Origin of the sequence: Streptomyces sp. NPDC058663 (assembly GCF_042716745.1) — a bacterium.
Classification (GTDB): domain Bacteria; phylum Actinomycetota; class Actinomycetes; order Streptomycetales; family Streptomycetaceae; genus Streptomyces.
Map to the genome: position 1 here is coordinate 73,792 of NZ_JBHXRV010000013.1, position 17,319 is coordinate 91,110.

Consider the following 17,319-nt stretch of genomic DNA (forward strand, 5'->3'; position numbering starts at 1 on the left):
TCGCCACCCTTTCCCTACCCTCAGCTCTCATACGTCCGGCGGCCCTGCCCCACCTCGTGCAGCGAACCGGTTCACCTAAGGAGTCGCCGTGAACATCGGTGAGATCGCCAGACGGGCCGGTGTCTCACGAAGCACCGTGTCCTACGCGCTCAGTGGCAAACGCACGGTGTCGGACGACACGCGCCAGAAGATCCAACGAGTCATCGACGAACTGGGCTACCGGCCCAACGCCAGCGCCCGCGCCCTCGCCAACGGCCGTACCAGCACGATCGGCCTGGTCTTCCCACCTGCGGGAGACCACTACACGGGCATGCAACTGGACTTCATCGGCAGCGTGGTGGAGGCCGCCGCGACACACGACTACGACGTGCTGCTGTCACCGAGCGGGGTGGACAGCGACCGCTCCTTCCAGCGTCTGCTGGGGGAGCGGCGGGTGGACGGCGCGATCCTGATGGAGATCAGGCTGGAGGACGACCGCGTCGACCACCTCGCCGCGGTGGGCTTCCCGTGTGTCGCCATCGGCCGGACCGCACATCCGGAGGACGGCTGGTGGGTCGCGCTGGACCACGCCGAGCTGGCGGCAGCGTGCGTGCGCCACCTCTCGGATCTCGGCCACCACAGGGTCGCCTTCGTCAACCGGCCCGAGCAACTCCTGCGGGCCGGGTACGAATCCGCCCAGCGGGGGCTGGAGGGGTTCCTCAAGGCCGCCGCCGAGCGGGGGCTGACCGTGCGGACGTACTGCTGCGGGGACGACGCCGCGTCGGGCCAGTCCTGTGTCGAGCAGATCCTGTACGACGAACCGGCCACCACGGCGATGGTCACCCTCAACGAGGCCGCGCTGGGCGGCATTTACCGAGGGCTGGCCGAAGCGGGACGCCATGTGCCGCGCGACTTCTCGGTCACCGGCGTGGTGGCAGGACGGTGGGCGGAGACGGTGACCCCGCAGCTCACCGCCGCCGACGTGCCGGCGGCGAAGATGGGCCGGCGCGCCGTCGAACTGCTCATGGAGCGCCTGGAACACCCGGACGCCGCACCCCGGCACCACCTCCTCGTGCCGCCCATCTCCCTGCGGGCCAGCACCGGCCCCGCGGGCGGAGGGAACCGCCCGGCAGGCGGAGAGAACCCGGCCGGCGCCCCGGCCCCCGGCCGCCCCGCACAACCCTGACCTCTTCATCACCGGCCCCGACCGCCTCGCCCGGCCCGACGTCCGCCCCCGGTCCTGCCCCACTGCTGTCCCACGGAGCACCGAACCGTCCACCCGTGGCAGTTCCGTGCGCCCTCGCACACCCCACTCCCTCCCCGGCACCGCACGCCCTACTTCCTCCCCGGCACCGGCCGCCCCGTTCTTCCGACCACTTCCGGGCCCAAGAACCGAAGGAACCGCAATGCGCAGAATCTCCAGACGCCGCCTGACCACGGCGGCGGCCCTGTCCACCGTCGTGGCCCTCACCGGCACCGCCTGTTCCTCCGGCTCGGGCAGCGCGGGCGCCGACCGCGGAACGTACACCGTCTGGGACCCCTACCCGCAATTCGACAAGACGTCGTCCTGGGCGAAGTTGCTGGACACGTGCGGCACCAAGGCCGGCGTGAAGATAAAGAGGACGGCCCTCGACACCGGCGACCTCTCCAGCAAGGCGCTCCTCGCGGCGCAGCAGGACAACTCCGCGGACGTCCTCGTCGTCGACAACCCGGTGGTGTCGACCCTGGCCGAAGCCGGAGTACTCACCACGACCGACGAGAACAAGCTCAACACCTCCACGGTGGACGGCAACCTCCTGGCGGCAGGCCGGCTGGGCGGGAAGACCTACGGCACGCCGATCGGCGCCAACACCCTGGCCCTGTACTACAACAAGGACGTGCTGAAGAAGGCCGGGGTGGACATCGCCTCGGTCAAGGACTGGAAGTCCCTGACCGCAGCCCTGGAGAAGGTCGAGAAGGCGGGCAAGAAGGGCATCACCTTCTCCGCCATCAGCACCGAGGAGGGCAGCTTCCAGTTCCTGCCATGGTTCTGGGGCGCGGGTGCCGAGCTCACCGCGCTGGACTCCCCTCAGGCCGCCGCCGCGCTGTCGCTGTGGCAGGACTGGCTGAAGAAGGGGTACGCGCCCAACTCCGTCATCAACAACACCCAGACGACCAGCTGGCAGGAGTTCGCGAGCGGCGAATACGCCTTCGCGGAGAACGGCACCTGGCAGCTCGCCAACGCCGAGAAGGCGGGCTTCGACTACGGAGTCCTCCCCATCCCCGCCTCCGGGGGAGGCAACGCGTCGGCGCCGACCGGCGGAGAGTTCGTCACCGTCCCGGCCCAGGGCGACACCGGCCGCTACGGCACCTCCCAGAAGCTGGTGTCCTGCCTGACCAGCACGGACAACCTCAACGCCACCGCCACCACCCTGTCGTACGTGGCGCCCACCGCGGAGGTGCAGAACAAGCAGGTGGCGGCCAACGCCGCGCTGAAGCCCTGGATCGCCGCGGTGAAGTCCGCCAAGGGCCGCACCAGTGACGACCTGGGTGTGAAGTACCCGAGGATCTCCGAGCAGTTGTGGAAGGCGGTCCAGTCCGCCCTCAGCGGCGCCCAGTCGCCCCAGGACGCGCTGGCCAAGGCCCAGTCCGCCGTCAAGTAGCCAGGAAGCCCGCACCGCGATGACGCACACGACTCAGCTGCCGGACCGCCGGTCCGCGCGCGCCCGGGGCGGGGCGGCCAATACCGCCCCGTCCCCGGACGCCGTCCGGACACCACGCCGCCCGACCTCCCAGCAGTGGGCCGCCTGGGCCTTCCTCACCCCGGTGACGCTCTACCTCGTCCTGTTCTACGCCTACCCGCTCTACCGCAACATCGACCTGAGCCTGCGCCACTACACGGTCCGCTCCTTCGTCCAGGGCGACGCCCCGTTCACCGGCCTGAAGAACTACCTGACCGTCTTCGACGACCCGACCTTCGGGCCCGCCCTGCTGCACACCGCGGTGTTCACCGTCGCCTGCCTGGCCTTCCAGTACGCCGTCGGACTCGCCCTCGCGGTCTTCTTCCACCAGCACTTCAGGCTCTCGGCGACGCTGCGCGCCCTGTTCCTGGTGCCGTGGCTGCTGCCGCTCATCGTCTCGGCGTCCACCTGGTCGTGGATGCTCAACAGCGACTCCGGCATCGTCAACGCGGCCCTGGGCGCGGTCGGCATCGACCCGGTGAACTGGCTGACCTCACCGTCGTGGTCACTCACCGCGGTGATCATCGCCAACATCTGGATCGGTGTGCCGTTCAACCTGGTCGTCCTCCACAGCGGCCTCCAGTCGATCCCGGAATCGCTCTACGAGGCGGCTGCCCTCGACGGGGCGAACGCCTGGCAGCGCTTCTGGCGCATCACCTTCCCCCTGCTGCGCCCGGTGTCCGCGATCACGCTGCTCCTCGGCCTGGTCTACACGCTCAAGGTCTTCGACATCATCTGGATCATGACCAAGGGCGGCCCTGCGGACTCCTCCGCCACCTTCGCCACCTGGTCCTACCAACTCGGCTTCGGCAACGCCCTGCCTGCCTTCGGACCGGGCGCCGCCGTCGGCAACCTCCTCGTCGTCGCCGCCCTGGTGTTCGGCCTGGTCTACCTGAAGGTCCAGCGAAAGCAGCACACCCCATGACCGCCACCCTCACCCTCCGACCGCACCGGCCCCGCAGCACCTGGTGGAAGACGGCCCTGGGCACCGCACTCACCGCGATCATGCTCTTCCCGGTCTACTGGATGCTCAACGTGTCCTTCACCCCCGACCAGGACATGCGCAAGAGCCCGCCCGCCCTGTTCCCCGCACGGGGCACGCTGGACGGCTACCGCAGGGTCCTCGACGAGCAACTGCCCTACCTCGCCACCAGTCTCCTGATCGGTCTGGCCACCGTGGTCCTCACCGTGGCCGTCGCCGCGCCCGCCGGCTACGCGCTGGCCAAGCTCCGGCCGCGCGGCAGCGGCATCCTGTCGTTCGTCCTGCTGGCCGCCCAGATGATCCCCGGCATCATCATGGCGATGGGCTTCTACGCCATCTACCTCAACCTCGGCATGCTCCAGTCGGTCCCCGGCCTGATCATCGCGGACTCGACGCTGGCCGTGCCGTTCGCCGTCCTCATCTTCACCGCCTTCATGTCCGGCATCCCGAGGGAACTGATCCAGGCGGCCACCATGGACGGCGCCGGCGCCGTGCGCACCTTCTGGTCCGTCGTCCTGCCGATCAGCCGCAACGCCGTGGTCACGGTGTCCCTGTTCGCGTTCCTCTGGTCCTGGTCGGACTTCATCTTCGCCAGCACACTCGTCAACGGCGGCGCCCACCAGCCGATCACCCTCGGCATCTACCACTACATCGGCAACAACAACCAGGAGTGGAACGCCATCATGGCCACCGCCGTCCTGGCCTCGGTCCCGGCCACCGTCGTCCTCGTCCTCGCCCAGCGCTACGTCGCCGCAGGCGTCACCGCGGGCGCCGTCAAGGACTGACCACCGCGCACACCGCGCCCCGCCACCGTGTGGGGCCCCACCGCGCCCCCGCCCCGCCACCGTGTGGGGCCGCCGCCGGCCGCACCCCACACCTTCACCTCGTGAGGGCCCACCCCGTCCGGAGCGCCGGACGGCTGCCGCCCCCTGCCCGAGAAACGAGTCTCACCACATGACCCCCGCCCCGACCGCCCCGACCGCCCCGGCCGGCCCGGCCTTCTCCGTCCACGAGATCCCGTTCAGTACCTACGGCTCCTGGTTCGACCTCTCGCCCGTCATCGCGGAGAAGACGTACGCCGAGGACCTCCACCTCGTCTCCCACCAGAACGGCATGCACGCCGTCCTGCGCCTGACGCCCATGGACCCGGCGGGCAGCCGTGCGGAAACCCACGTCGAGGCGACCCCCGCCCGCCTCAGCTGGTCGGGAGAGGCGGGGCGCGTCGACCTCGCCTACGCCACGCCCGACACCGTGCGCCTGCGCGGCAGCGGGCTGAACCTCCGCATCAGCGCGGCGGCGCCGACCCTGACCCCGTTCAGCGGCACCTACTTCTACCGGGAGCCCGGCGCAGAGGCGTATGTCTTCACCTCCTACGAGACCGGACGGCGCTACCGGATCACCCTGCTGTCCGGTGCGGTGGCCGAAGCGGCCGGCCAGCAGGCCCTGGGCATGGGCGACCGCGGCGTGACCATCGGCGCCGCCGGCGAAGAACCCTGGGAGGTCGCGATCGAGGAGTACGAGACCGCACGCCGCGCCTATGACGCCGGCACGGCCTTCGAGGACGTCGAGGAGGCCGCGTACGCCGCCTTCACCGCCTTCACCGACTCCGTCGCACCGTGGCGCTCGTCCGACACCCCCGCGGCGGAGCTCGCCGCGTACGTGCTGTGGTCCGCGACCGTACGCCCGCAGGGCTTCATGACCCGGCCCGGCGTCCTCATGTCCAAGCACTGGATGGACAAGGTCTGGAGCTGGGACCATTGCTTCAACGCCCTCGCCCTCGCCCCGGGGCAACCGGAGCTGGCCTGGGACCAGTTCGCCCTGCCGTTCGACCACCAGGACGAGAGCGGGGCCCTGCCCGACTCGGTCACCCACTCCGAAGTCCTGCACAACTTCGTCAAGCCCCCGATCCACGGGTGGGCCTTCGGCCGCCTGCGCCGACGCCTCCCGCAGCCGCTCGAACCGGCCCGGCTGGCCGAGGTGTACGAGCGGCTCACCCGCTGGACGGAGTTCTGGCTCACCTCGCGCCGCGCACCCGGTGACCTCCTGCCGCACTACCAGCACGGCAACGACAGCGGCTGGGACAACGCGACCACCTTCGACCCCGAACGTGTCGTCGTGACCGCTGACCTCGCCGCCTTCCTCGTCCTGCAACTGCGTGAACTCGCCTACATGGCGAAGGAGTTGGGACTGCTCGACGATGCCCACCGGTGGTCCCGCACAGCCGACACGACACAGACGGCGATGTTCGACGAACTGTGGAGCGACGGCCGCTTCGTCGCCCGCTCGGCCGACAACGGCACCACCTGGGGCAGCGCCGGACTCCTCGACCTGATGCCCGTCGTTCTGGGCGAGCACCTTCCCGAGGGCGTCGGCGCCGCACTGGCACACCGCCTGCGCGGCCACCTGACCGAGTACGGCCTGGCCACCGAACACCCCGCCTCGCCGCACTACCTCGCCGACGGCTACTGGCGCGGACCGATCTGGGCCCCGTCCACCGTGCTCGTCGAGAACGGCCTGCGCCGTGCCGGGCACCACCGTCTCGCGGACGACATCAGCGCGCGCTTCCGCGCCATGTGCGAGACCTCCGGTTTTGCGGAGAACTTCGACGCCCTCACCGGCGCGGGCCTGCGCGACCGCGCCTACACCTGGACGGCAAGCAGCTATCTGCTGCTCGCCGAAGCCCACGCGCTGCGGCACTCCGAGCCGCCTCGGACAGCCGGCTGACCGGTCGCACCGGCCGCGCCCTGCTCATGCGACGGCCGCGGACGTCCGTCAGAGCATGCGTCGGCCGCGCGGCTCCGCCCTGCCAGCGGTAGAGGTCGCGCAGCAGGGAAATCACGGCGCCGTGAGGGATCAGCTCACCGTTGACGTGCAGGACGATGCCCTCCAGGGAAGCCGCTCGGGGCCCACCGTGGGCGGATTCTCCAGGCCGGCGTCCGAGAGCCCGCGGACCCCGGCGTTCCCGGCGGAGATCTGGCTGCGGTCGTCGCGGCCGCCGTACCCGTCTCATCGTGGACGACGAACAAGCTCAGGGGGTACGGCCCGCGGCAGCTGACGTCGGAGTCCTGTGCCACCGCTTTCAGGGGGACGTTCTCGTGCAGAGGGGGGGTGAGGATCCGGTACCGCGACATGGCCTGCCCGGATTCCGTGAACCCTGGCAACATCCGTTCTCCCGGCGGCCCCACAACGTCTTGATCAGGTGGCGATACGGGCGTTGGCAGCTGCGCGCCGTATGTGGACATGGCCATCGAGAGGATAGGAAGGAGGAGCCGATGGCAGGAGCCTGTCGAACTGGTACCCGTTCTTCTCGGCGACGCGGCAGGATGCCAGGTTGTCGACCTGATGCAGGAGTTCGAGGCACTCAAGACCAGCTGCTTGGAAAGCATCGAAGGCCCAGGCGGTGAGAGTGTTCAGGGCTCGCTGGGCCACGCCTCGTCCGCGAGCCTGTGCCGCCGTCCAGTAGCCGACCTCTGCGGAAGGCTTGCCGGATGCGACTTCCTTGAGTACCACGTTGCCCACCAACCAGGGCGGCGCCGCGTCAAGGGCGGTCTCAAGGACTGCGAAGGCAAAACGGTTGCCTGCTGCCCAACCCTGCTCCTGCTCCTGCACCCATCTGAGTCCCTCGTCTTCGTTCTCCACACGAGAGCTAGTCCAACGTTGCAGCTCGGCATCCCGGTACACCTCAACCAGCGCAGCAACGTCTTCCGCGCACCAGGGACGAAGGACAAGAGCGGCAGCGGTCGGCGTCGCGGCAGCAGTGAGTACGACGGGCGGGTTCACTGCCGGACCAAATGCAGCATGGCCCTGATGGCCCTGATGGCCCTGATGGCCTTGATGGCCCTGATCTGACATCGCCGAGAGCTGGTCCATGCCGCCCCGCAGCCGCCCCCTCATCCCTGTGTCCGAGCCCGCAGAGCGTCGACGGCCCAGTCGAGCACCGGCCGCAGGCTCTCCGGACCCGGCCATCCATGGATCACCGCAAGCAGCGAGACATACCGCTCTCTGCGAGGGTCATTCATACGCTCCAGCCGGACCAGGAGCTGCCTGCGCGATGTGGCATCGTCACCGCGGCCAAGGAGACATGCGCAGCGGTTCATGAGGACCGCAACGGTCGGATCGGCCTCGAGCGAGGCTGGCTCGACACCCGCTGCCACGGCCGGCGTGATCTGGTCACGGACGATCGCAGCCAAGTCGCGGTGCAGGGCGGGTGGATCACCCTGCTTGTATCCGGACGTCTGCTCCTGGACCAGGTGTCGTACGAGGGCGCGAAAGTCCGGGTCCTGTGCCATTTCGGCAAGTTCCACCCACGCCTGGACCTGCTCCGTATCGGGGTTGTCCGGCAGTTCCGGAGTCATCGAGCGCATGACTCCCGCAAACATCGGGCTGATACCCACACCGCCGAAGGCGGCGTGGAGGAAGTCACCGACCAGCTGCTGGCGTTCGACTTCGGAGAGCCTGGCCAGTTTGTGCATCAGATGTGTCTCCTCAGGGGTAGCGCCGCGCTTCGCCACGGCTCTCAGCACTGCACGCCGCAGCCGCAGGACTCGGATCTGCACGTCCAACGCGTCGGCATGTACCGCGGCGATATCCGGCAGTGCGAGTTCCCGGTCCATGACCTTCTGGATGGCTGCAAGGTCCAGTCCCAGGTCGCGCAGGGTCCGCACCAAAGTCAGGCGTGCGACGGCGTCGTTGTCGTAGAGGCGGTAGCCGGCCGGGCTGCGGTGAGCGGGCGGTACGAGACCGCAGTCGGAGTAGAAACGGATGGTCTTGACCGTGGTGCCGGCCCGTCGGGCCAGTTCGCCGATCGAGTAGAGGGTGTGGCCGTTCATGCCCCCACCCTCCGGTCTCCCCCTGCTGGAGACACAAGCTCGTGAGCTCGCGACGGTCGGATTCTCAGAATCGGCAGCGTCCATTCCGGCCTGTCTTCAGAGATGATCTCGTTGCAGCGGAGTGCTGGTGTCAGCCCAGGGCGAGCCATCGGATGCCGAGCTGTTCGATCTGCGCGGTCTCTGATGCGTCCAACGGCTCGCGGCCGGCAGCTCTGCGCAGGAAGTGCGGCCGGTTCCAACCCAGTGCATCGGCGGCCGCCATCCGCTCTGCGCCGAGAAGCAGCTCCAGCACGGCGTCACCGGCTGACGAGGTGAGCCAGGGTTCGCGTCCGAGTGCGTCAGCCAGGTCGAGGCCGTGGACAGCGACTTCGACGACCCGGGTGAGCAGGAAATCCGACAGGAGCATGGCGTCGCCATGACGCGTCCAGACGGTACGGCCGGCCGGCTGGACCTGGCACAGCCGGTCCGCCCGCCGCCAGGCCGCGGTGAAATCCTCGGCGAAGGCGGCACCTTCGGTCGGCTCTGCTGCCCGGTCCCGGGCCAGTGCGATCCGGGCTCTGTTGGTCCGGGGTGAAAAACGGTCGTCCGGGCGGTAGTAATCCGCAGCGGAAATCCTGGCCTCACCCGGGGCCGGCGCGTCCAGCATGCCCGGAAGCCAGTCGATCACGACGCACACGTGCCCGAGCAGGTCGCGTACGGTCCAGGGGGTGCAGCGTGTCGGGAGGCTCCACTCCGCCTCGGACAGCCCTGACACAGCATCAGCGAGCGCCCCGGATTCCCGACGGAATACTTCGAGCACATGTCCTTGCTTCATGCCCGTGACGCTACCAACCAGGCGCAATCAGGCACCGGTTGGCCATGACCTGGAGCTCAGCAGGCGGAATTCTCCACGGCGCGGACCCGTCCGCCGATATACGTCGTCCCGTCAGGGCCGGGGGCCGCCATGATCTGGGACCCGCTGCCCTGGGTGACCGCAACAGCCCGCCCCAACCGGTCGGCGAGCAGGAGCGCTGCCGCGCCGGTGGCTTCGTCCTCGTCGATGCCGTCGCCACGGCCCGGGAAACCCCTGGCCCGGACTCGGCCGGCGGTCTCGTCCTGCCAGGCCCAGGCGTACACCCACTCTCCCGGTTCCGGCACCGCCAATGCCTCGACCTCCTGCGTGCTGCCGTACTGCCGCAGCGTGCGCGGTGGCACCCACTCCGCTTGCGCACCGATCCACGTGAAGCCGTCGGCACGACGGACAGGGATACTTCCTACAGGAAGCTCCAGCCTCTCCAGACCGAGGAGCCAGGCCACGCCGACGAGCGGGTATCCGGCAAACGGGAGCCGCACCCCCGGCGTATATATGTCTACGACGCCTCGGTGCGCATCGTCGATGAATACCGTTTCGCTAAGCCCCAGTTCCCGGGCAAGGGCCTGCCGTGCCTCTTCGTCGGGGAAGCCGCGGCCGTCGCGCACTACGCCCAGGACGTTGCCGTGGTTGCCGTTCTGGTCGCAGAAGACGCGGAGAAAGTGGATGTCAGGGGTCACCCGGACATTCAAGCAGGCCACCATGTCATGGGCCGTCGCGCCCGGACATCCGCAACAGGTCGTCAGCACGGATCTTCTTGGTGATGAGCGAACCGGCCCGAAGCATGTCCGCCGTGGAGCGGAACCGTGTCGGCCAGCCGCCGCAGAAGCGTACGAGAACCGCGTCAGCGCACTCACACCCTGAACAAGATCGTTCTCACCTACAACCGCCGTACCGATGTTCCCCGAGGCCGGGTCACGGCTGAAGATCAGGCACGCGGACTCCGTGGATGCCGTGGTGGTGGGTGACACCGGCACCCGCGCGTACCGGGTGGGCGCCCGCGGTGCGGCTGCCCGAGGGCCGGGTGATGCTCTCCCACGGCCTGACCGCACCGTACGCCGCGCCGTCGTCGCACATTTGGAGGGCCAGGCGCCCGGCCTGTCCGCGTGCGCCGAGGACGGCGACCGGTACACGCTCTGCCCGCCGGGGCATCTGACACACCACCGCGGCCGAGGTGACGGTGCAGCTCGGCTACCTGGCCCGCACCACCCGCCACCGGCAGAGGACGTGATGAACGTCGGCTTCGCCGTCTATCCCCTCCCGGCGGGGAAGGACCATTCTTCGGGGGCCGCTCAGCGCCAGCCGGAGCGAGTGCGCCGAACGGGTCGCCGGCAACCTGGTCGATGCCTGGTCCTGGTCCGGCCCGCATCGCGACGTCTTGGTGGTGCAGTGGTTCACCGTGCGGAAGTCGGGTATGCCGGGCAGGACAGTCGTGTGTCCCGGACGAATCGAGCGCCGGCCCGCGTCCCCGCCCGGAGGCCGGGGTGGAGCGGTGGTCAAAATCTTGGTGAGGCGCGGTGAGGGGGCTCACTGCCGTGCTGAGCGGGGCTCACCATGCCCCTCCGGGGGTCCGCCGTCGTTCGCACCCGGAAGGACGGCTGACGGCCGGGCGGGGTCACTCATCGCGGGCGCTGTCCAGCAGATGGGTGTGTACGGCCGTGACGGACGGGATGTTCACGGGGTCCGCCCGGCACGCGAGGAACCGGGTGTTCAGCGGCGGGACCTCCGGTTCCCGGAGGGGTACGAGGCTCCCGGTGGCCAGTTCGGAGGCGCACAGGCAGTACGGCAGTACGGTGACTCCCGCGCTGGCGGCCACCGCTGACAGCACGGCCCGCAGGTCGGGCACGACGACCGCCGGGATCCGGGTGGGGCGGGTGCCGAAAACGGACCGCCAGTATCCGCCAGTGGCGGTGGACGGTCGGCCGGTCCTCGGCATAGGAGAGCGGCGGGACGTCGCGCAGCGGCGCCGGATCCCCGGCCGCCGGCCGGGCCCGCGAGCCCGTGCTCGCCGATGGCGATCAGGGCGTCCAGGTGCGCAGATGTGCAGACGTAAGGAAGTTGCGCAGTCTCCGTGCGGGCGCGCAACCTCCGTACGTATGCCCGGGTCGTACCTGCCATGGATAACGCAGCACCACACTCCCGGTGGTGGCAGCAGCGCCTCGACCGGCGCGCGGGGTCCCGGCCCCGCGCATACAAGGCCGCCGCCACCGCTCTGTTCCTGCTGTTGTTGAGCGCCTGCGGCAGGGCCGACGACGGAGGGCCGGAGCGGAAGCCTGCTTCCGACACGCCCGTCCACGCCCCGGTGACCACGCCTGCCCCGGCGCTCAGCCCGGCGTCCGGCGACGGCACGGACGACTGGTGGCGCGTTCCGGACCGGCTCCACATACCGTCCGTCGACGACTCGACCACGTACAACGGGCGCTACAAGGCGGAGTACGTCCAGGTGAACACCACGGACCCGACGCGCGACGTGAAGAACGTCGACGACGCGACCCCGCTCAAGGAACGGCTGGAGATCGGCCCCGGCCTTGGCAAGGGCTGCACCCGGCGGGACTACGTCGTCACCTGCCCGGCGACCGCCGAGCGGCAGTCCGGTCCGCCCTTCTGGCTGCGGGCCAGGCCGGGTGCCCCCCGCGGTGAGGCAGGCCGGATCAACCTGTCGGTCCACCGCAAGGAAGGCCCGCCCCTCACCCGCTCCACCCGCGTCCTCATCGGCTCCCCGCTGTTCCTCAAGCGGCCCGTGCGGCGCTCCCCCGACCGGGTGCCCGGCTCCTCCTTCGACCTCAACCCGGAGTTCGTCTACCGCGGCGACCTGCCCGTCACCGGCGTCACCGTGCAACTGGAGATCAAGGGCGCCGACTTCCGCGACCGGCACGGCAACTGCCGCTATGAGACCCTGCCCGCGGAGATCGTGCCCCCGGTGACCCTCGCGGAGTGCGACTTCCCCGCGACAACCGTCACCGACGGCGAGGTGTACCGCCTTCCGGAACCGCTGGCCGCCGTCGTCTCCACCACGGCGAAGAAGTCCGACGGACTGCCGGCGGACAGCGGTTCGCTGACGTACTCGGTCTGGCCGACCGGCGCCCCCGACGAACGCATCGGTCTGCGCCCGGACGCCCCGCGCGGCAAGGGGCCCGCCCTGCGCCTGGAGAAGGCGCCTTCGGGGCCAGGGGGAACCGAGCCCTCCGAGCTGACGGAGACATACCGCGGCGGTCTGGAGTTCGTCAACACCCTCGGCAAGGAAGTGGCCGCCGCCGAAATCGACCTGGAGGCGCCCCCGATCGTGGTGAAGGGCCGGATCGGTGAGGAGATCTCCCTCGCGGTGCCCGCGGCGATCGCGCACCAGGGCGGCTACACCACGACAAGGAACCGCGAGCTCCTGGTGACCCTGCCCGAAGGCGTCACCCCACTGCCCCAGAGGGGTGAGGACCTTCCTTCCGAAGCCGGCTTCTGCGGGGACGCGGGCCCGCAGAAGGTCCGGTGCTACCTGGACACCTACGGCAATCCCGATTCCCTGCACGCACGCATCGACCGCCTCGTCCCCGGAGCCACCGGTCGGGTCGAACTCACCGGCGAGGACCACCGCACCGGCAAGTCCCAGAAGATCGACGACAATCCGGCCAACGACCACGCGGTGACGACTGTCGAGATCACGGACGGAGGCGCCTCATAAGAGGTCCTGACAGAAGGCGTGGGACGTGCCGGTGGGTGATCAGGAAGGCACCGGGGCCGAGGAAGGGCCGTGGATGCCGTCGCGTCATTTCCCTCGGATACGCAGCCGGCGGAAGCCATGGATCCAGACGGATCGCGCTCGATGACCAGCCGTGGACGCCGAGCCCGGATTCGTGCGGCACGCTGCAGCCGGCGATCACCCGCCTGAAGCCCATCGTGAAGTCCCCGGGGACGGCGGCCCTACACCTTTCCTACGCCGCCGGTAAGGGTGCCCAAGGGTGCCCAAGGCTGTCCAGGGCGCCGGGTTAGATGTCGGCCTACCGGCCGATGCCCCATTCCTCGGCCACGGCTTCGGCTTCGGCGACCGGCACCAACGGCAGGCCGCTGAGCTCGTACGCCTGTCCGGCATGCCCGCCATTGTTTCTCGGCAGTGATGGCGGCGGCGCTGTACTCGAACGTCATGGGAAGGACCACGACCACGACGCGGAGCCGACGGGGACGCGCTCTTCGGCTCCGACGCCGACCGGTCAGGGCAAGGGGGGTGTGCGTCGTGGCCGCCTTCGCCCGCGGAGACGTCCCGGCAACTCCTCAGTCGCGTCGGCCGCGTACGTGGCCGACGCGGCACCCGTGTCCAGCGCTGCTGTCGCCCCCTCCCTGCGGCGGCCAGGACGTGACGGAGGTTCACGGGTTCGCTTCCCTCTTGCGGTCTTCCCACTTGCGGTACGAAATCCTCAACCTCTTGTGCCCCCGGGGCGGCCGGGAAGTGGTACGGGGCAGGCGGGCGGGTGCAAGGCGCGTGAGCGTCCGTACAAACGGAGGGTCGGTTGACCTGCGGGGGCAGCAGCACCAGCTTTCGCTGCGTGCCCCCCGTCGCTGAGCCGGCGCACCTTCGCATGCCGCTCCGGTGCCGGATCGCAGCGGTCACGAACTGCACGGCCCGGCGGCGCGCATGTGCAGTGGCCAGGAGGAAGACGGATCGCGGCGGCCGAACCTCAGTATGTCTCCGTAGGGGACCCTGGCGGGGGGATGACCGGCCCGCGGCTCGCTCGCGGCCTACCCCTCGGTGCCCCGCTCGAACGAGATCTCCACCCGCCGGTTCTTCTTGCGGCCTTCCTCGGTGGAGTTGTCCGCGACGGGGTTGTCCTCGCTCTTGCCGACCGTCTCGTAGGTGAGCGCGGATGTGCCCAGCTCGGCGGACAGTGCCTGTCGCACGGCCTCGGCGCGCTTGGCGGAGAGAGCCTTGCCGTGGGCGTAGGTCCCCAGGTTGTCGGTGTAGCCGTGGACGATGACCTTCCGCGGGCCGTTCTGCCTGATTTCCTGGGCGGCTTCGGTGATCCGGATGTCGGCGTGCGCACTCAGCTTGTCGCTGTCCTTGGCGAAGAGGACCTCGGACTGGAGGGTCAGCTTGATGTTGTCGTTCGATTCCTCGCACCCGGCGTCGCCGGACAGGTCCGTGGAGACCGAGAGGATATCGACGACCACCGGAGGAGCCAGCCGGGCGCCCTTCTTCAGCTCCAGGACCGCGGCGTGCGGATCGACGGGCACGGGCGGCGGCTGGGGCGGGGCGCTGGGGGAGGGATCGGCACGGGCCGCAGGGGCGGGGTGCAGGCCGGCGAGGGCGGTCACGCACACGGCAGTGAGGACGCAGGCCGCGAGCCGGGCGGCGGAGCGTGCCGTGGGGGCCGGCTTCACGGCGCAACCGTGATCGTGACGGGGGCGGTGCCGAAGGTCGGCATGGCGAAGTCGACCTCCGTCGTGCCCTCCGGCGGCGCCGGGAACTGGACGTAGACCGGGGCCTTGGCGCCGGGCTGGAAGACCGTGTGGAACTGGTTGCACAGGCAGTTGCCCTGGGTGTCCCGCAGCGGGTAGTAGCGCTTCTTGCCCTTGAGGTCAGCCAGGGTGGCGCCCGAGGAGGAGTAGCCGTTCTTCGGTGACAGATCGTTGCCGCCGGTCCAGTGGCTGGTGTTCAACGCCTCCTTGCCGTCGTTGCGCATCTCACCGCGGACGGTCACCACGCCGCCCTTGTACCGCTGCACGGAGTGGATGGTGAGCACCGCTCCGTTCGCGCCCTTCAGCTCCACGCCCGAGCTTTCCGGGCCTGCGGCACCGGGCTTCTGGGCACCAGGCTGTTCGGCACTCGGCTGGGGCGGGGCCGTCTTGCCGTCCGGCGAACCTCCCGAGTCACCGCTGCCACACCCGCTGAGCGAAAGTGTTACGACCGCAATGCAAGCGACAGAGACCGCCTTCGCCCCGGTCTGGGCCATTCCGAGCCAACTTCGGTACCCACGGACATTCCACGCTTGTATCTCGTACACCATGCTCCCCCTGCTCCCGCCCCATGCGACGCGTTGCACAGTAACGCATGCGAACTCCGCGTCCCAGAGCCCTACATGGGCACCAGGTTCTCGCACGGCTGCCGCATCGTGGACGGTGCGCCCGAACTGCCATCGCGCAGCGCCGTGTCGGCTGACCCTTGTATGTAGCGCGCTCCTGTGCGTACAGTGTGCGCATCAAGGGAACATCGTACGCAGTCAAGCGGTGTTCCACACGCCCAAGGGGGAGAGACATCATGTCGAAGTACGCGAATTCGGGAGAGAACATCGCCAAGTCCACGAGCGGGGCGCGGGTGGCGGGCCCGGGAGGCGGAGCCGCCGGGCGCACCGGCCTGTCGGAGAAGGGCCTGCGGCGGCTGCGTGAAGTCCTCACGCGGCACGTCGAGTCCGGGGCGATACCGGGGTTGGTCGCCCTCGTCAGTCACCGCGGCGTGAGTCATGTCGAGGCGCTCGGGAACTGCGAGGCCGCCGGCGGGGGAGCGGCCATGAGCCGGGACACGATCTTCCGGATGGCCTCCGCCACCAAGCCGGTCACGGCAGCCGCTGTCATGATCCTTGTCGAGGAGGGCCGTCTCCGGCTCGACGACCCGGTCGACCCGTGGCTGCCGGAACTGGCCGACCGCCGGGTGCTGCGCAGCATTGACAGTCCGCTCGACGACACTGTTCCGGCGGAACGGCCCATCACCGTACGGGACCTGCTCACCTTCACTTTCGGCTTCGGCGCCGTGCTGGCCGCCCCCGGTACGTACCCCATCCAGCGTGCGATCACCGAGCTCGGCCTGGGGAGTGACGGTACGGTTCCTGCCTTTGGTGCCGATGAGTGGCTCCGTCGTCTCGGCACGCTGCCGCTGATGCGGCAACCGGGCGAGCGCTGGCTGTACAACACCGGCTCCGACGTTCTCGGCATCCTCGTCGCCAGGGTTTCCGGCCAGTCCTTCGGCGGCTTCCTCCAGGAGCGCGTCTTCGCACCGCTGGGGATGACGGACACCGGCTTCTACGTGCCGGCCGACAAGATCCACCGCCTGCCGACCAGTTACGCCCACGATCCGGAGAGCGGCGGGCTCGTGGTCTGGGACCAGGCCGTCGGTGGCATCTACAGCAAGGCACCCGACTTCGAGATCGGCGGCAGCGGACTCGTCTCGACCGCCGACGACTTCCACGCCTTCTACCACATGCTCCTGAACGGAGGGGAACTGGCATCCGAGCGGATACTCTCCCGCGTTTCGGTGGACCTGATGACCACCGATCACCTCACTCCCGCCCAGAAGACCGAGAAGGACGCCTTCACCGAGCACTTCGGTACCCACGGAGGCTTCGGCTTCGGCATGGGGGTCCGTACGCAACGCCACGACCACGCGTCGGTGGGCCAGTTCGGCTGGGACGGCGGTCTCGGTACCACGGTCCAGGCGGACCCCGCACGGGAGCTGACCGGAATTCTCCTCACGCAGACGGCGCAGGACAGCCAGGACTTTCCTCGTTTGGCGAAGGACTTCTGGGCGGCGACGTACAGCGCCCTCGACGAGTGAATGCAGGACGCCACGGATGATCGTCAGTAGCCTGCAACGGGATCCACCGTGGGAGTGCCCTGCTCCTGCTCCGGCGGCACAGACGTGCCGATGACTCGGGGGCAGGCGCCTACTGCACAACGAACCGGATATCACAGCGCCGCCCTCTACCTGCTGCCGTCCGTCCTGGAACGCCTCACCTCCCGCCAGCCCGGCATCGAACCCGAGGTGCGCATCGTCCGCGAGCTGGGCGCGGGCACCGCCGGCGAGATCGCCGAGGGGCGCGCGGAGCCGGCCCCCAGCGTCTGCGTCCGCGCCCTGATCCGGGAGCTCAGAGCGGTGTGCCGGTGAGACGGGGCACGGGGATGAACAAACCGCCTGTCGCGGAAAACGAGGGAACGGGAAAACGGGATGAACGCCCAAAGCCACCCGCGCGGGCACCCGGTGCC

General features: G+C 69.5%; 16 protein-coding genes and 1 pseudogene. 8 read left to right on the plus strand and 9 right to left on the minus strand.

Features of this window, described 5'->3' with window-relative positions; translation table 11 throughout:
- Positions 1-88: 88 nt before the first annotated feature.
- From ACFWVV_RS12145 to ACFWVV_RS12165, 5 genes are all read left to right on the plus strand, one after another.
- A complete protein-coding gene (locus ACFWVV_RS12145) occupies positions 89-1,165 on the plus strand; it encodes a LacI family DNA-binding transcriptional regulator (protein WP_384347425.1) in 1,077 nt (358 codons plus the stop codon).
- 220 nt (positions 1,166-1,385) lie between these two features.
- Complete coding sequence (locus tag ACFWVV_RS12150) at positions 1,386-2,621, plus strand: extracellular solute-binding protein (RefSeq protein ID WP_384347421.1); 1,236 nt, start codon at positions 1,386-1,388, stop codon at positions 2,619-2,621.
- A 19-nt stretch (positions 2,622-2,640) separates the two neighbouring features.
- The gene (locus tag ACFWVV_RS12155) at positions 2,641-3,624 is read left to right on the plus strand and encodes a carbohydrate ABC transporter permease (protein WP_384347418.1); all 984 of its coding nucleotides are present in this window, start codon (positions 2,641-2,643) and stop codon (positions 3,622-3,624) included.
- Positions 3,621-4,466, plus strand: coding sequence for a carbohydrate ABC transporter permease (locus ACFWVV_RS12160; RefSeq protein ID WP_384347416.1), 846 nt, complete (start codon positions 3,621-3,623; stop codon positions 4,464-4,466). The genes ACFWVV_RS12155 and ACFWVV_RS12160 overlap by 4 nt, the downstream gene beginning before the upstream one ends.
- A gap of 169 nt (positions 4,467-4,635) precedes the next feature.
- Entirely contained in the window at positions 4,636-6,405 is a 1,770-nt protein-coding gene (locus ACFWVV_RS12165; protein ID WP_384347414.1) for an amylo-alpha-1,6-glucosidase, read from the plus strand.
- A gap of 70 nt (positions 6,406-6,475) precedes the next feature.
- Here ACFWVV_RS12165 and ACFWVV_RS12170 read toward each other — a convergent pair.
- From ACFWVV_RS12170 to ACFWVV_RS12200, 7 genes and pseudogenes are all read right to left on the minus strand, one after another.
- Positions 6,476-6,642: pseudogene (locus tag ACFWVV_RS12170) on the minus strand (DinB family protein); the annotation flags it as partial.
- Between the two features lie 234 nt (positions 6,643-6,876).
- Positions 6,877-7,551, minus strand: a complete 675-nt coding sequence (locus tag ACFWVV_RS12175; protein ID WP_384347410.1) for a GNAT family N-acetyltransferase — start codon at positions 7,549-7,551, stop codon at positions 6,877-6,879.
- A gap of 20 nt (positions 7,552-7,571) precedes the next feature.
- A complete protein-coding gene (locus tag ACFWVV_RS12180) occupies positions 7,572-8,510 on the minus strand; it encodes a MerR family transcriptional regulator (RefSeq protein ID WP_384347407.1) in 939 nt (312 codons plus the stop codon).
- Between the two features lie 130 nt (positions 8,511-8,640).
- Positions 8,641-9,324 carry a maleylpyruvate isomerase N-terminal domain-containing protein gene (locus ACFWVV_RS12185; RefSeq protein WP_384347404.1) on the minus strand — a complete coding sequence of 228 codons (684 nt, stop codon included), beginning with the start codon at positions 9,322-9,324 and terminating at the stop codon, positions 8,641-8,643.
- Between the two features lie 56 nt (positions 9,325-9,380).
- A complete protein-coding gene (locus tag ACFWVV_RS12190; protein WP_384422658.1) occupies positions 9,381-10,040 on the minus strand; it encodes a PhzF family phenazine biosynthesis protein in 660 nt (219 codons plus the stop codon).
- A gap of 235 nt (positions 10,041-10,275) precedes the next feature.
- Complete coding sequence (locus tag ACFWVV_RS12195; protein WP_384347401.1) at positions 10,276-10,512, minus strand: hypothetical protein; 237 nt, start codon at positions 10,510-10,512, stop codon at positions 10,276-10,278.
- A gap of 463 nt (positions 10,513-10,975) precedes the next feature.
- Positions 10,976-11,296: a LysR substrate-binding domain-containing protein gene (locus ACFWVV_RS12200; RefSeq protein WP_384347398.1), complete on the minus strand. Its 321-nt coding sequence runs from the start codon at positions 11,294-11,296 to the stop codon at positions 10,976-10,978.
- A 180-nt stretch (positions 11,297-11,476) separates the two neighbouring features.
- Here ACFWVV_RS12200 and ACFWVV_RS12205 point away from each other — a divergent pair, with 180 nt between their 5' ends.
- On the plus strand, positions 11,477-13,033 hold the full coding sequence (locus ACFWVV_RS12205) for a hypothetical protein (protein ID WP_384347395.1): 1,557 nt from the start codon (positions 11,477-11,479) through the stop codon (positions 13,031-13,033).
- Positions 13,034-14,085: 1,052 nt separating this feature from the next.
- On the opposite strand, the gene ACFWVV_RS12210 is transcribed toward ACFWVV_RS12205, so the two are convergent.
- The gene (locus ACFWVV_RS12210; RefSeq protein ID WP_384347392.1) at positions 14,086-14,724 is read right to left on the minus strand and encodes an OmpA family protein; all 639 of its coding nucleotides are present in this window, start codon (positions 14,722-14,724) and stop codon (positions 14,086-14,088) included.
- Complete coding sequence (locus ACFWVV_RS12215; RefSeq protein ID WP_384347389.1) at positions 14,721-15,113, minus strand: hypothetical protein; 393 nt, start codon at positions 15,111-15,113, stop codon at positions 14,721-14,723. The genes ACFWVV_RS12210 and ACFWVV_RS12215 overlap by 4 nt, the downstream gene beginning before the upstream one ends.
- A 488-nt stretch (positions 15,114-15,601) precedes the next feature.
- Here ACFWVV_RS12215 and ACFWVV_RS12220 point away from each other — a divergent pair, with 488 nt between their 5' ends.
- Positions 15,602-16,891: a serine hydrolase domain-containing protein gene (locus ACFWVV_RS12220; protein ID WP_384347386.1), complete on the plus strand. Its 1,290-nt coding sequence runs from the start codon at positions 15,602-15,604 to the stop codon at positions 16,889-16,891.
- 90 nt (positions 16,892-16,981) lie between these two features.
- A complete protein-coding gene (locus ACFWVV_RS12225; protein ID WP_384347384.1) occupies positions 16,982-17,221 on the plus strand; it encodes a hypothetical protein in 240 nt (79 codons plus the stop codon).
- The last annotated feature ends 98 nt before the right edge of the window (positions 17,222-17,319 follow it).